The organism is Microbacterium sp. A20 (assembly GCF_004794515.1).
In the GTDB taxonomy this organism is placed as follows: domain Bacteria; phylum Actinomycetota; class Actinomycetes; order Actinomycetales; family Microbacteriaceae; genus Microbacterium.
Genome location: NZ_SSDF01000071.1, coordinates 17,029 through 31,337 on the forward strand (window position 1 = coordinate 17,029; position 14,309 = coordinate 31,337).

At 70.3% G+C, this 14,309-nt stretch carries 15 protein-coding genes; 8 read left to right on the forward strand and 7 right to left on the reverse strand.

Features of this window, described 5'->3' with window-relative positions:
- Positions 1-46 precede the first annotated feature (46 nt).
- Together DW298_RS07790 and DW298_RS07795 are read left to right on the forward strand one after the other, a co-directional pair.
- Positions 47-1,519 carry an MATE family efflux transporter gene (locus DW298_RS07790; protein WP_136041886.1) on the forward strand — a complete coding sequence of 491 codons (1,473 nt, stop codon included), beginning with the start codon at positions 47-49 and terminating at the stop codon, positions 1,517-1,519.
- Positions 1,520-1,656: 137 nt separating this feature from the next.
- Complete coding sequence (locus DW298_RS07795) at positions 1,657-2,073, forward strand: hypothetical protein (RefSeq protein ID WP_136041887.1); 417 nt, start codon at positions 1,657-1,659, stop codon at positions 2,071-2,073.
- Positions 2,074-2,077: 4 nt separating this feature from the next.
- Here DW298_RS07795 and DW298_RS07800 read toward each other — a convergent pair whose 3' ends face one another.
- The gene (locus tag DW298_RS07800) at positions 2,078-3,787 is read right to left on the reverse strand and encodes an AMP-binding protein (protein WP_136041888.1); all 1,710 of its coding nucleotides are present in this window, start codon (positions 3,785-3,787) and stop codon (positions 2,078-2,080) included.
- Between the two features lie 277 nt (positions 3,788-4,064).
- Positions 4,065-4,532, reverse strand: a complete 468-nt coding sequence (locus DW298_RS07805; protein WP_136041889.1) for an Lrp/AsnC family transcriptional regulator — start codon at positions 4,530-4,532, stop codon at positions 4,065-4,067.
- A gap of 112 nt (positions 4,533-4,644) precedes the next feature.
- On the opposite strand from DW298_RS07805, the gene DW298_RS07810 reads away from it, so the two are divergent.
- A complete protein-coding gene (locus DW298_RS07810) occupies positions 4,645-5,892 on the forward strand; it encodes a PLP-dependent aspartate aminotransferase family protein (protein WP_136041890.1) in 1,248 nt (415 codons plus the stop codon).
- 33 nt (positions 5,893-5,925) lie between these two features.
- Here the strand turns inward: DW298_RS07810 and DW298_RS07815 are convergent, their stop codons facing one another.
- Positions 5,926-6,399, reverse strand: a complete 474-nt coding sequence (locus DW298_RS07815) for a hotdog domain-containing protein (RefSeq protein WP_136041891.1) — start codon at positions 6,397-6,399, stop codon at positions 5,926-5,928.
- Positions 6,400-6,614: 215 nt separating this feature from the next.
- Here DW298_RS07815 and DW298_RS07820 point away from each other — a divergent pair, with 215 nt between their 5' ends.
- From DW298_RS07820 to DW298_RS07830, 3 genes are all read left to right on the forward strand, one after another.
- Entirely contained in the window at positions 6,615-8,042 is a 1,428-nt protein-coding gene (locus DW298_RS07820) for a hypothetical protein (protein WP_168429542.1), read from the forward strand.
- Between the two features lie 117 nt (positions 8,043-8,159).
- Positions 8,160-8,777, forward strand: coding sequence for an ATP-dependent Clp protease proteolytic subunit (locus DW298_RS07825; RefSeq protein WP_205820296.1), 618 nt, complete (start codon positions 8,160-8,162; stop codon positions 8,775-8,777).
- Complete coding sequence (locus DW298_RS07830) at positions 8,774-9,364, forward strand: ATP-dependent Clp protease proteolytic subunit (protein WP_136041893.1); 591 nt, start codon at positions 8,774-8,776, stop codon at positions 9,362-9,364. Before DW298_RS07825 ends, DW298_RS07830 begins: the two co-directional genes overlap by 4 nt.
- Before the next feature lie 171 nt (positions 9,365-9,535).
- Here the strand turns inward: DW298_RS07830 and DW298_RS07835 are convergent, their stop codons facing one another.
- Both DW298_RS07835 and DW298_RS07840 read right to left on the reverse strand, forming a co-directional pair.
- Positions 9,536-9,895, reverse strand: a complete 360-nt coding sequence (locus DW298_RS07835; protein ID WP_136041894.1) for a helix-turn-helix transcriptional regulator — start codon at positions 9,893-9,895, stop codon at positions 9,536-9,538.
- 66 nt (positions 9,896-9,961) lie between these two features.
- Entirely contained in the window at positions 9,962-10,900 is a 939-nt protein-coding gene (locus tag DW298_RS07840) for a helix-turn-helix transcriptional regulator (RefSeq protein ID WP_136041895.1), read from the reverse strand.
- Between the two features lie 117 nt (positions 10,901-11,017).
- Between DW298_RS07840 and DW298_RS07845 the strand changes: the two genes are divergently transcribed.
- Positions 11,018-11,890 (forward strand): aldo/keto reductase, encoded by an 873-nt coding sequence (locus DW298_RS07845; RefSeq protein WP_205820310.1) that lies wholly within the window; start codon positions 11,018-11,020, stop codon positions 11,888-11,890.
- 37 nt (positions 11,891-11,927) lie between these two features.
- Here the strand turns inward: DW298_RS07845 and DW298_RS07850 are convergent, their stop codons facing one another.
- Both DW298_RS07850 and ribA read right to left on the reverse strand, forming a co-directional pair.
- Entirely contained in the window at positions 11,928-12,401 is a 474-nt protein-coding gene (locus DW298_RS07850; protein ID WP_136041897.1) for a MarR family transcriptional regulator, read from the reverse strand.
- A 28-nt stretch (positions 12,402-12,429) separates the two neighbouring features.
- Positions 12,430-13,089, reverse strand: a complete 660-nt coding sequence (ribA, locus tag DW298_RS07855) for a GTP cyclohydrolase II (RefSeq protein ID WP_136041898.1) — start codon at positions 13,087-13,089, stop codon at positions 12,430-12,432.
- A 128-nt stretch (positions 13,090-13,217) separates the two neighbouring features.
- Between ribA and DW298_RS07860 the strand changes: the two genes are divergently transcribed.
- Entirely contained in the window at positions 13,218-14,237 is a 1,020-nt protein-coding gene (locus DW298_RS07860) for a zinc-dependent alcohol dehydrogenase family protein (protein WP_136041899.1), read from the forward strand.
- The last annotated feature ends 72 nt before the right edge of the window (positions 14,238-14,309 follow it).

Genomic DNA, 14,309 nt, shown 5'->3' on the forward strand with positions numbered 1-14,309 from the left:
TGGTTCGGCCCCGATCCATCCCCTCAGTTCTGCGAGCCGCTTCTTCATGGCCACCTCCCTCACCACGGGCCGCCCGTGGCGCGTCATCCTCGCCTTCTCCATCCCGCTGCTCCTCGGCAACGTGGTGCAGCAGCTGTACCAGTTCGCCGACGCGATCGTCGTCGGACGGCACCTCGGCGTCACCTCCCTCGCGGCGGTGGGTGCGACCGGCAGCCTGCTGTTCCTGCTGCTCGGTTTCGCCTGGGGGCTGACGAGTGGGTTCGCGATCCCCATCGCCCAGGCCTTCGGAGCGCGGGACGACGCGGCCGTGCGCCGCTCGGTGGCCACGGGAGTGCTCCTCAGCGCCATCACGAGCGTGATCCTGACGGTGGCGGCTCCTCTCCTCGCCGGCCCGATCCTCACCCTGCTGCAGACACCGCCGGAGCTGATGGCCGAGGCCACGATCTTCACGCAGATCAGCTTCCTCGGTGCCAGCGCGACGATGTTCTTCAACTACCTGTCCGCGATCATCCGCGCGATCGGCGACTCCAAGACCCCCCTGGTGTTCCTCACCGTCTCGTGCGCGCTGAACGTCGGGCTCGTCGTGCTGATGGTCGGCCCGCTCGAGTGGGGAGTGGGCGGAGCCGCGCTCGCGACGGTCGTCGCCCAGGCCGTGTCGGTCGCCCTGTGTCTCGAGTTCGTGCGCCGCCGCCTGCCGATGCTGCACCTGCGTCGGGCCGACTGGCGGATCACCGGGGACGACATCTCCGAGCACCTGCGCCTCGGCCTGCCCATGGGCTTCCAGGCGTCGATCATCGCGATCGGCACGCTCACGGTGCAGGTCGCGCTGAACACCCTCGGGGCGGACGCGGTCGCCGCCTACACGACCGGTTCCCGGGTCGACAGCCTCGCCGTCGCGCTGCTGTCATCGCTGGGCCTCGCGGTCTCGATGTACGCCGCGCAGAACCACGGCGGCCGCCGGCCCGATCGCATCCGTCGCGGGGTCGTCGAGGCCACCTGGATGGCGGTGGGCGCCGGTGTGGTGCTCGGCGGCCTGCTGATCGCGTTCGGCGCACCCATGGTGCGACTGTTCATCGGCGCCGGTTCGGACGAGGTGGTCGACATGGCCCACCGGATGCTCATCATCAACGGCTGCGGCTACTGGGCGCTCGGGATGCTGTTCGTGCTGCGCGGCGCGCTGCAGGGGCTCGGGCACACGCTCGTGCCGACCGTGACCGGCGTGATCGAGCTGGTGATGCGCGTGGGCGCGGCCATCGTGCTGGGCGCGTGGATCGGGTTCGACGGCGTCGCGCTGAGCAACCCGCTCGCCTGGATCGGCGCGATCGTGTTGCTGGTCCCGGCCTATGTGCGTGCGCACCGCGAGCTCGGCCGGCTTCCGGTCGCACCCGCCGAGGCCACCGAGACCTCGGCGATCGCGATCGTCGGCCCGACCGACGGCTCGATGGTCGTGGATGCCGTCGTCACCCAGCCGGTGCGCGTGCTCCGCGCCCGTCGCCTGCGGTGGCCGAGCCGCCGCTGACCCCTCGCCGCCCCCGATTCCACGCCGCGAGATCTCCGTCTGCAGGATGATGCGGATGGGACTTGAGACGGATGGCCTTTCCACGACACACTTCTAGTGTCGAGGTAGCGGAGTTTCCGCTGGACCGGGGGGTCGTCATGACGACAATGAGAGTGGCCAACGATTTGGCCGAGGTGATGGTGCCGATCGGGTACGTGGGCGCGGCGATCGCCGGTGCCTGCGCGATCGTCGCCGCGGTGGCCGTGATCCGCGGGTCCGGAGGGCTCGTGGGGGGCGCGGTCGGCGTGTGGATCGTGGGCGCGCTGATGAGTGTCACCGCGTCGTTCGCACAGCAGTGGCTGCCGCTGATACTGGCGTGCGCCTCACTCGTGGGGATGCTCGTGATCGGTGGGGTCGTGCGGGCCATCGTGAACGCGGCCGGAGTCGGGCGGACCGACGATCTTGCCGTCGGCACGCTGCCGCGTGTGGCCTCCACGGCCAAGCCGGCCGTGGTGTCGAAGTCGTCGCTCGCGACGAAGTCCGCCGCGACGGCGTCGATACCGGTCGTGCCCTGAGCGCTCAGCGGTAGTCGCGGTCGCGGTGCTGTCCGGTCTCATCACCGGATTCGACCCGCGCCGCCTCTCGTGCGCGCAGCTCGACGCGGCGGATCTTGCCGGAGATCGTCTTCGGCAGCTCCGGCACGAACTCGATGATCCGCACCCACAGGTGCGACGACAGGCGGTCGTGCGCGTAGGCGAAGATCGCGCGGGCGGCATCCTCCGCGCTCGCGGCGGCATCCGGGGTCAGGCACACGTACGCCTTCGGTACGGCCAGACGCGTCGGGTCGGGGCTCGGGATCACGGCCGCCTCGATCACCAGGTCGTGCTCGAGCAGCACCGACTCGAGTTCGAACGGCGAGATCTTGTAGTCGGAGGCCTTGAACACGTCGTCCGAGCGACCGATGTACGTCAGGTAGCCGTCGTCGTCGCGCACCGCGATGTCGCCGGTGTGATGGTAGCCGCCCGCGCGGGATTCCGCTGTCTTCTCGGGGTCGTCGTAGTAGCCCGCCATGAGTCCGAGCGGCGGCTGCGACAGGTCGAGAGCGATCTCCCCCTCGCTCTCGACGACCTCTCCGGTGACCGGATCGAGCAGCACGACGGGGTAGCCGGGCAGCGGGCGTCCCATCGAGCCGACCTTGACCGTCTGACCGGGGGAGTTGCCGATGCAGGCCGTCATCTCGGTCTGCCCGAAGCCGTCGCGGATCGTGCCGCCCCAGGCATCGCGCACCCGGTCGATGACCTCGGGGTTCAGCGGCTCGCCCGCGCCGACCAGTTCGCGCGGCGGGTGGGTGAGACGGGCGAGGTCGGCCTGGATCAGCATCCGCCACACGGTCGGCGGCGCGCAGAAGGTCGAGACGTGATGCGTGTCCATCACCTGCATCAGGGTGTTCGCGTCGAACCGGTCGTAGTTGTAGACGAACACGGTCGCCTCCGCCAGGAACGGCGAGTAGAAGCTCGACCAGGCGTGCTTCGCCCAGCCGGGGGATGAGATGTTGAGGTGCACGTCGTCGGGCCGCACCCCGAGCCACCACATGGTCGACAGGTGCCCGATCGGGTACGAGACGTGCGTGTGCTGCACCAGCTTCGGCCGGTTCGTGGTGCCCGAGGTGAAGTACAGCAGCGCGGTGTCGGTCGCGGGGGTCGGTCCGTCGGGCTCGAAGGTGGTCGGCGCGGTGGCCGAGTCGGCGAAGCGTGCCCACCCCGTCGGGATGCCGTCGCCCACGCCGATGCGGAGGATGCCGGGGGCGATGTCCGCGAGACGGTCGGCGAGCGGGCCGAGGGTCACCACCGCGCTGGCGCGACCGTGTTCGACGCGGTAGGCGAGATCGGAGGCGGAGAGCAGCGTCGAGGTCGGGATCGATACGGCGCCGATCTTGGTGATCGCCAGCATCACCTCCCACAGCTCGATCGTGTTGTTGAGCATCACGATCACGTGGTCGCCGCGGCGGATGCCGAGGGTGGTGAGCCAGGCCGCGACCTGGTCGGAGCGCGTCGAGAGCTCGCCATACGTCCAGGTGCGCAGGCTCAGGTCGGCCTCGACGATCTGCACCGCAGGACGATCGGGGTTCTCGCCGGCGATGACGTCGAACCACTCGAGCGCGAAGTTGAACTCCGGGGCCTCAGGCCAGGCGAAACCGGCGCGGGCCGCGGTGTAGTCGGTGGCGTTCGCGAAGAGGAAGTCGCGCATCTCGCGGATGGTGTGCGTGGCGGCGGTGGCGCTGCGGCTCATGGTGCTCCCTTGCTGGCGTGCGTTCCATCTTCGCGCACAGTCCGTCGCGCTTCGCCCGTTCCGGTCGCGCTTCGCTGGTTCCGGTCGCAGTCTCTGCCGCCTCGTGTTGAGCTTCGCCCGTTCCGGTCGCAGTTCCTGCCGCCTTCGCGCGCGCGGGGCGACAGAAAGTGCGACCGGAACGCAGGCGGTGGCGGGGCGACAGAAGGTGCGACCGGAACGCAGGCGGTGGCAGGGCGACAGAAAGTGCGACCGGAACGAAGGCGAGGCAGGTCCGGGGTCAGCGGGGGAGCACGCCGGGGCCGTCGCGCAGCTCGAACACGAGCTGGGTCTCGGTGCCCCGCACGACCGGGTGCACCGTGATGTGCTCGAGCACGATGTCACGCAGTGCCGTCGCATCCTGCACGGCCACGTGCACCAGGAAGTCGTCGACGCCGGCGACGTGGAAGACCTGCAGCACCCGCGGGATGTAGGCGAGCGCGTCGAACAGCGCCGTCACCTTGGCGCCGGTGTGGTTGGCGAGGCGCACCTTGATGATCGCCTGCAGGGGGAAGCCGAGAGCCGCCCCGTCGATGCTGATGCGGGTGTCGCGGATCACGCCCCGCTCGCGCAGCGCCCGCACACGGTGCGCGCACGTCGACTCGGCGAGGCCGAGGCGATGCGCCAGAGCCTTGTTGGTCGTCTCGGCATCCCGAGTGAGGATCGCCAGCAGCTCGAGATCCGTCTCGTCGAGTTGTGCTTTCGCCAATGTGCTCCCCTTTCGGACGCCGGATGCTGCACAGAATAGCGTTGGATGCCGAATCGATTGCGTGTTCTGTCGACTTCCTGCGCCGATGCCGTGATTCCGGCAACGTGGAGACATGACTGCACCGCTGCATCCCGACACCGTCGCCGTCCACAGCGGGCGCTCCGATCTCGAGGGTCTCGGGGTCCACGCGCTGCCGATCGACCTGTCGACCACGAACCCGCTGCCCGACATCGAGCGCGGCGGCGACTCCTACGAGGCGATGGCCACGGGTGGCCGCCCGCCCGCCGACGGCAGCATGGTCTACGCGCGGCTGTGGAACCCGACGGTCGCCCGCTTCGAAGAGGCGCTCGCCGAGCTCGAGCACGCGGAGGCCGCGGTGGCCTTCGCCTCGGGGATGGCCGCGATGACGGCGGTGATCCTCGCGCACACGGGGGCGACGGGCGCACGCCACGTCGTCGCGGTGCGTCCGCTCTACGGCGGCACCGATCACCTGCTCGGGTCCGGACTGCTCGGCGTCGAGACCACGTACTGCCACCCCGATGAGGTGGCGGCGTCCATGCGGTCCGACACCGGGCTCGTGGTCGTCGAGACCCCCGCGAACCCCACGCTCGACATCGCCGACATCGCCGAAGTGGTGCGTCAGGCGGGTTCCGTGCCGGTCGTCGTCGACAACACGTTCGCGACCCCGATCCTGCAGAACCCGATCGACCTGGGCGCCGCGATGTCACTGCACAGCGCGACCAAATACCTCGGCGGCCACGGCGATGTGATCGCCGGAGTCGTCGCCTGCAGCGAAGAGACCGCGGAGGCGCTGCGCCGCGTGCGGGCGGTGACCGGGGGGCTCCTGCATCCGCTCGGGGCGTACCTGCTCCACCGCGGTCTCACGACCCTGCCGGTGCGGGTGCGGCACCAGCAGGAGAGCGCGCGGCGGGTGGTGCAGTGGCTGATCGACCGTCCCGAGGTCGCCGAGGTCTTCTATCCGGGTCTCGACGGAGACCCGCGGGGCATCCTGGAACGGCAGATGCGCGGCACGGGCGCGATGATCGCGATGCGGATGCGGGGCGGGTTCGCCGCGGCATCCGCCGTCACGACCGCGACGAGCCTGTTCACGCACGCCGTCTCACTCGGCGGGGTGGACTCGCTGATCCAGCATCCGGCCGCGCTCACCCACCGCCCGGTGCCGCCCGAAGCCCGCCCGTCCGCCGATGTGCTGCGTCTGTCGATCGGCCTCGAGGACGTCGATGACCTGATCGCCGATCTCGCCCAGGCGTTCGCGGCGGCGTCTTCGTCCGTCGAGCCACCCCTCTCCGTCCGAGCCACCCCCATGAGTGACGCGCGCAGGGGGGCCGTTCGCACATAGCGGGGTGGTTCGGGCGGTTCGCGGTCGCGGCAGTCAGAGCGAGGGGAGTCGGATCGTCCCGGTCGTGCTGTGCTCGGTCGGCATCCGGTCACGGTCGTAGGTGATCTCGCGGTAGCCGTGCGGGGTCGGCACTCCGTCCTCATCGAGGCTGACGAACACGATCTTCTCGATCGTCAGGATGCGCTTGCGCGTGATCATGTTGCGGGCGACCGCGCGCATCGTCAGCGACGTCGTGCCGAAGTGCGTGGCCTGCAGGCCGATCTCGATCAGGTCGCCCTGCACCGCCGATGCCTCGAAGTTGATCTCCGAGATGTGCTTGGTGACCGCGCGGTAGTTGCCCAGCTGCACGATCGCGTAGATCGCCGCCTCCTCGTCGATCCACTTCAGCAGGCTCCCACCGAAGAGGGAGCCGTTCGCGTTGAGATCCTCGGGCCGCACCCACTTGCGGGTGCGGAAGTTGAGTCCGTCTTCCGACCACTGCCAGGCCGGTGCCTTCTGCTTCGCCATGGGCACGAGAGTAGGCGGGGCGTGAGTCCGCGATGTTACGAGGCGTTTTCGGGGCGACGACGGACCGCCACAGGCTCCGTTTGTGGACTCGCCACAAGAAACTGAGTGCCAGCGTCGCTGAGACTTGGTTTCGAGCGGCAAATCCGCGGGTCGTGTACCGGCGCGCCCATACAGTCACCCGTGGCAACGACGCCACTGACCCCCGGGAGTCCTCGATGACGAGTACGAAACCCCACGCGCACGGCAACGGCATGCGCATCGCCGTGATCGTGCTCAGCCTGCTGCTGGCCGCGATGGTGATCCTGTTCTTCGTGGTGACGAACAAGATCGCCGCCGGCGCCTCCGAACTGGCCGACGGCACGACCTCGGCGAAGGGCGGTTCGGCCGAACTCGCCGCCGGTGCCACCGATCTCTCGGACGGTGCCGACCGACTCGCCGAGGGCAGCGACGACCTCGCATCCGGTGCGGCCGTCGCGAAGGACGGATCGCAGAAGGTGAGCGACGGTGCGACGAAGGCGGCAGCCGGCGCGACCACCCTCGCGGAGGGCGCCGGAAGTCTCGCCGCAGGTGCCGCCTCGGCCGTCGACGGCGCGGGCAGGATCAGCGGGGGAGCCCAGACCGCACTCGCCGGAGCGCAGGAGCTCGCGTCGAAGCTCGTGGAGGCGGATGCCGGAGCGCAGACCGTCGCGACGGGAGCAGCGAAGCTCGCGGCCGGGGTCGACGGTGCTCATCGGTACACGAACGCCGTGCTCGACGGTGCGACCAAACTGAGGGACGCGTTGACGGCGGGCGTGACCCCCTCGGTGCAGACCCTCGCCCGCCCCGACACGAAGACCGCCCTCCAAGGCCTCGCAGCCACCGCACCGGGCAACTCCCAGCGGCTCGCCGACGGTCTCGCCGGACTGCTCGCGGCCGACCCCGAGAACCCGACGCTGCAGGCGCTCGCGCGCCTCGCGGCCGGCGTGGATCAGCAGGTGGACGCCATGGCGGCACCGACGGCGGCGGCCCCCGCCCTCGCGCAGGGGCTCATCGGCGCCGCAGACGGTGCGACGCGCGTCACGGCCGGAGTGGGCGCGATCGTGAACGGCGACCCTTCGAAGGGATGGCCCGGAACCGTCGCCCTCGTCGACCCCGCTGCGGCCCCCGCCCTCGCCGCCGGCGCGCAGACCCTGAAGTCCGGCACCGCGCAGCTCTCGGCCGGCGCGGCCAAGCTGGCCACGGGACTGCAGACGCTGTCCTCCGGGGCCTCCTCGCTGTACGCCGGCACCTCGAACCTCAGCGCCGGTGCGACCCGGCTGAACGACGGCGCGACCACGCTCGCCACGGGGGTCGGCACCCTCCAGTCCGGTGCCGGCGACCTCGACGAGGGCATCGGAAAGCTGGCGACCGGAGCCGATGCCGTGGCGCAGGGCTCGGGAGACCTCGCGGCCGGCGGCGACAAGCTCGAAGCCGGCGCCGCCGACCTGGCCGAGGGCAACGGCCTGATCGCGGAAGGATCGGGCACGCTCGCGACCGCCACGGCCGGAGCCGCCCCGTCGATGCTGCCCTGGATCCTCGGTATCGCGCTCGCCGGCCTGATCGCGATCGGCTTCTGGGTCGGTCATCGCGTCAGCCATCGCCGCTCCCTCGCCCTCGCCGCCTGACCCCACCCCTCCCCACCCCTGCCTGAGCGGATGCCGTCCCACCGGCATCCGCTCAGGGCAGAGCGGCTCAGGGCAGAATCCGGCCGATCGCGTGCGGCGGCGACGGATGCTGGGGACATGAGCGAAGACAACCCCTCCATCCCGCAGTTCGGCCCCGAGGCCCGGCGCGCGCTGTTCCACGAGCGGGTGCTCGTGCTCGACGGTGCGCTCGACGACGACAACGGCACGCTGCTGATGACGCAGCTGCTCGCACTGTCGGCCGAGGACCCGGTCGCCGACATCGCCCTCTGGATCCACTCGCCCGGCGGCTCGGTGCCGTCGATGCTCGCGATCCGCGACATCATGCGGCTGATCCCCAACGATGTCGCCACCCTCGCCCTCGGACTCGCGTGCAGCGCGGGGCAGTTCCTGCTCTCCGCCGGCACCCCCGGCAAGAGGCGGGCGCTTCCGCACGCGCGCATCCTCATGCATCAGGGTTCGGCCGGCATCGGCGGTTCCGCGGGCGAGATCGAGACGCAGGCCCACGACCTGCGGCACATGCGCGACACGGTGCTGGGTCTCATCTCGGCAGACACCGGGCAGCCCCTCGACCGCATCTTCGAGGACTCGCTGCACGACCGCTGGTACACCGCGGCCCAGGCGCAGGAGTACGGGTTCATCGATGGGATCGTGGCCTCGATCGCCGAGGTGATGCCGCGACAACGCGCGCGCGTCGGGCTGGGGGTGAACGCATGAGCACGTACTCGATCCCGAACGTCATCGCGCAGCATCCGCGGGGCGAGCGCATCATGGACGTCTACTCCCACCTGCTCGCCGAGCGCGTCATCTACCTCGGCACGGGCATCGATGCGGGGGTCGCGAACGCCCTCATCGCGCAGCTGCTGCACCTCGACGCGGACAGCCCGGAGAGCGGCATCCAGTTCTACATCAACAGCGAGGGCGGCGATCCGGGGGCGGCGCTGGCGATCTACGACACGATGCAGCACATCCGTCCGGCCATCGCGACGACGTGCGTCGGGCAGGCGATCGGCCCGGCCGCGCTGCTCGTCGCCGCCGGAGAATCAGGGCAGCGTGCCGCCCTCGCCCACGCCCGCATCGTGCTGCATCAGCCGGCCGGGCAGTCGCGCGGCGCGATCCCCGACCTGATCCTCGCGGCCGACGAGGTGGTGCGGGTGCGTTCCGACATGGAGGAGATACTCGCCAGGCACAGCGGTCGCACGGTCGCAGAGCTTCGCGCCGACACCGACCGCGACCGGGTGTTCACGGCATCCGCGGCGCTGGACTACGGGCTGATCGACACGGTGCTCGGCCCGCGGGCCTGACCCCTCCGGGGGACGCTTCCCACGGACGGATGTCGGGAGGATGCACGGATGTCGGGAGACACGCCGTGGTTACTCCCGACATCCGTGAATTCTCCCGACAGGTGGCACCGAAAGGGCGGGTCAGGCGGTACCGAAAGGGGCGGGTCGGGCGGCTCGGGCGGGTCAGGCGGGTCAGGCGGCGAGGGCGAAGGAGCCGCGCGACACCGAGACCGAGACCGCAGCGGATGCCGGCTCCGCGGCCGCGCGCAGGTCATCGGCCACGGCGCTCGTGAGCTCGATCAGGCTGGTGTCGAGGGCCCCGGCGATCGCCGCGATCATCTCGCTCGACGGCTCCTTCAGTCCTCGCTCGACCTCGGAGAGGTACTGCGGCGAGACACCAGCCTTCTCCGCGGTCTCGGTGAGGGTCTCCTCGCGGTCGTGCCGACGGCGACGCAGCTGGTCGCCCAGCAGCTGACGCCACAGCGGCTCGGGACCGTTCGACTTCGGGCGATCGGTGCGAGGGGTGCGCGGGAACGAGATCAGGTCGGCCATGCCTCACGATAAACCGCGGCATCCGGCGGGTTCGAGCTGTTCTGCTCAGAGCAGAACCGCTGCCGCTCAGGCGTCGGCGCGGCCGGCGGTGTGTTCGGAAGACGTGCGTTCGGAAGCGGTGCGTTCGGAAGCGGCCTCGGATGCCGCTGCTTCGGATGCTGCCGCCTCGGTCGCCGCCCAACTGGCGAGCATCCGGAGCTTGTCGGCCGAAGGCGTCCCCGGCTCGGCCGTGTACGTCGAAAGGTGCAGCCCGGGGTCTGCCGGCAGCGCGAACGCCTCGTAGGTCAATTCGATCTCGCCGACCACCGGATGCGCGATGCGTTTCACGCCCGTCCGATGGAAGCGCACATCGTGGGCGGCCCACAGCGTGCGGAACCGCTCGCTCCTCGTCGAGAGCTCGCCGACGAGGTCGGTCAGCTTCCGGTCGAACGGGTCGCGTCCCGCCTCGCCCCGCATCGCCGCGACCAGCTCCCGGGTGTTGCGATCCCACTCGGGGTAGAAGTCCTGCGCGGCCGGGTCGAGGAAGGCGAAGCGTGCGCTGTTCGGCTTCGGCTGCGCGAACACGGGGGCATAGAGAGCACGGCCCAGCGCATTGGCGGCGAGGTAGTCGAAGTAGTTGTTGCGCACGACCGCCGGGGCCTCGGTCATCGCATCGAGCAGACGGAGGATGCTGGCGCGCAACTCACCGGACTTCTTCCGCGGAGTCCGCACGATCGGCGAGGCGTTCGCGGCGCGGGCGAGGTCGAACAGGTGAGCCGTCTCGGCTTCGTCGAGCTGCAGCGCCGTGGCGAGGGCGTCGAGCACGCTGCCGGAAGCCCCGGACAGGTCGCCGCGTTCGAGGCGCGTGTAGTAGTCGACGCTGACGCCCGCGAGCAGCGAGACCTCTTCGCGGCGCAGGCCCGGAACGCGGCGGTTGCCGCCGAATACGGGCAGGCCCGCCTGGTCGGGGGTGATGCGGGCGCGCCTCGTCGAGAGGAATTCGCGCACCTCGCTGCGGGTGTCCATGCTCCGACGCTACGCCCTCCGGCTCGGACGAGGGAGGTACTGGCGGTACCGGTCAGAGAGGGGGTATGCCAGGCCCTCCCTCCGATCTCGACGGCGGCGCACACTGGAGGCATGACCATGAATCTCACCCTCAACAACGGCGTCACCATGCCGGCTCTCGGCTTCGGCGTCTTCCAGGCCGCTCCCGAGGAGACGGTGGATGCCGTCGCCACGGCGCTCGAGACCGGCTACCGGCTCATCGACACCGCCGCGGCGTACGGCAACGAGCGCGAGGTCGGGGAGGCGATCCGTCGCTCCGGTATCCCGCGCGAAGAGGTCTTCATCGAGACCAAGGTCTGGATCAGCGACTACGGATACGACGAGACGCTGCACGCGTTCGAGAAGTCGACCGGAAAGCTCGGCGTCGACCAGCTCGACCTGCTGATCCTCCACCAGGCGCTGCCGACCCGGTTCGACCTGACCGTCGGGGCATACAAGGCGCTCGAGGCGCTGCTCGCCGACGGCCGGGTCCGCGCGATCGGGGTCAGCAACTTCATGGTCGACCACCTTGCGCGTCTCGCCGAGCAGACGAGCATCGTGCCGGCGATCAACCAGATCGAGGTGCATCCCTATTTCTTGCAGCGCGCCGTGCAGGAGGCGGATGCCGCGGCCGGCACGGTCACCCAGGCGTGGTCGCCGATCGGCGGGATCACCGCGTACCGCCCCAACGGAGCCTCCGTCTTCGACGACGAGACCCTCCAGGAGATCGCCGTCGCGCACGGCAAGTCGCCCGCCCAGGTGATGCTCCGCTGGCACCTGCAGCAGGGCCGCTCGGCCCTGCCGAAGTCGGTGCGTCCGGCACGGATCGCCGAGAACTTCGACGTCTTCGACTTCGAGCTCACGGCGGCGGAGCTGTCTTCGATCGACGAGCTCGACACGGGCGAGCGTCGCGGCCCGGAGCCCGAGGACGTCACCCTCGAGACCTTCGGTCGCGCGATCCCGGAAGCATGACCGGATGCGGTCGCTCCGGGGCTGAAGCGGCCGCCGGCTACAGTGCCGCGGTCACGCCGGGCAGGAGCTTGCCGAGGATCGCCCCGAGCTGCCCGCGCTCCTCGTCCGTGAGCGGGTCGAGCACGAGCTCGCGCACCTGCTCGACGTGCACCGGCGCGGCCGTGCGCAGCATCTCGCGGCCCTCGGCGGTCAGGGCGGCCGAGAGCGTGCGCTTGTCGGAGCTGCAGGATGTGCGTTCCACCCAGCCGCGCTCCTCGAGCGAGTCGAGGGCATGGCTCAATCGCGAGCGGCTGAGTCCGGCGATGCGGGCGAGCTCCGTCATCGTGACCGTGCCTTCACCCCGCCCGGCGAGGGTGATGAGGATCGCGTAGCGGGCGTGGTTCAGCCCGACCTCTTCCTTCAGGGTGCGGTCGAGCACCTGCGGGAGCAGTTGGACGAACCGGATGACGGGGAGCCAGGTCGCCATCTCGCCGTCGTCGAGTCGACGCGGATGCTGCGGCTCCGCGGTCATGGTGCCCTCCTCGAGTGTCACTCCTGTGTCACGCCGCCGACAGGTCGAGCGTGTGCGCGGTGTGGTCCCGCTTGGCCTGCAGGTAGCGGGAGTTGGCCTCCGACAGGTGCACCTCGGTGCGCACCCGCTCGGTCACGCGGATACCGAGTGCCTCGAGCTGCACGGCCTTGTCGGGGTTGTTGCTCAGCAGACGGATGCCGTCGACGTCGATCGCGTTCAGCATCTGCGCGGCGACGGTGTAGTCGCGCTCGTCCTCGCCGTGACCCAGGGCGACGTTCGCCTCATAGGTGTCGAGTCCGGCATCCTGCAGCGCGTAGGCGTCGAGCTTGGCGTACAGGCCGATGCCGCGACCCTCCTGGCGCAGGTACAGCAGGAAGCCGCCTTCGTCGGCGATGCGCTCGACGGCCTCGCGCAGCTGGGGGCCGCAGTCGCAGCGCTCCGAGCCGAAGACGTCGCCGGTCAGGCACTCACTGTGCGGGCGGACCAGGGGTGCATCCCCGCCGTCGACGGCGCGTTCGAGGGCCGAGCGCCAGTCGCCGAGGCCGAGCAGCAGGTGCTCGCGGCCGTCGACCAGGCCGTCGAAGGTGACGACATCTGCGGTGGTGGAGAAGCCGTCGCCGAAGCGCAGCGGCACGCGGACGCGGGTGCGTTCCGTGGCGACCGGAGCGACGGTTGAAGTTTCAATCATGTCGGGTGCAACGCGCCGCTCGACGAACTATTCCCGTGGATCGCGATCCGAGGGGTGCCCCGACAGAGCCTCCCACCCGGGACGGAATGCGCGTTGACTGGATCCACACGACAGAAGGAGCAGCACGAATGCGTGGAGTAGTCATGTACGCCCCCGGCGACGTCCGGGTCGAGGAGCGCGAGAAGCCGACGATCACCCGGCCGACGGATGCCGTCATCCGGCTCGCCGCGACCTGCATCTGCGGGTCGGACCTGTGGCCGTACCGCGGTGACGACAACGTCGACCACACGCCGATGGGTCACGAGTACGTCGGCGTCGTCGAGGAGATCGGCGACGAGGTGCAGACCCTGAAGGTCGGCGACTTCGTGGTCGGCTCGTTCATGGCCTCGGACAACACCTGCGAGATCTGCCAGGCGGGCTACCAGTCCCGCTGCGTGCACGTCGTCCCGATGGGAAAGTACGGCACGCAGGCCGAGTACTCGCTGATCCCGCACGCCGACGGCACGCTCGTCGTCACGCCCGGGCAGCCCGACGCCGACCTGATCCCCTCGCTGCTTGCGGCATCCGACGTTCTCGGCACGGGGTGGTTCGCGGCGGTCGCCGCTGAGGCGGGACCCGGCAAGACGGTCGCCGTCGTCGGCGACGGAGCGGTGGGCCTGCTCGGCATCCTCGCTGCCCGCGAACTCGGCGCCGAACGGATCATCGCGATGAGCCGGCACGCCGACCGGCAGGCACTCGCGCGCGAGTTCGGCGCCACCGACATCGTCGAAGAGCGCGGAGACGAGGGGGTGGCGCGCATCAAGGAGCTCACGAACGGGCTCGGCGCGCACTCGGTGATCGAGGCGGTCGGTACGCAGGAGTCGATGATGCAGGCCATCCGCTCGACCCGTCCCGGCGGACATGTGGGTTACGTCGGCGTCTCGCACGACGTGGCGCTGCCGGGCGAGGAGCTGTTCTTCTCCGGCGTGCACCTGCACGGCGGCCCCGCCCCGGTGCGGCGCTTCCTCCCCGAGCTGATCCAGCTCATCTGGGACCGGAAGATCGACCCCGGCAAGGTGTTCGACCTCACCCTCCCGCTCGAGGACGCCGCCGAGGGCTATCGCGCCATGGACGAGCGTCGCGCGACCAAGGTGCTGCTCACGCTCTGACGACGCGGGCATCCGCGCGTCCGCGACCCTCGCCCCGCGCTTCGCCCCGCGCTTCGTGCGGTGAAAAACAGT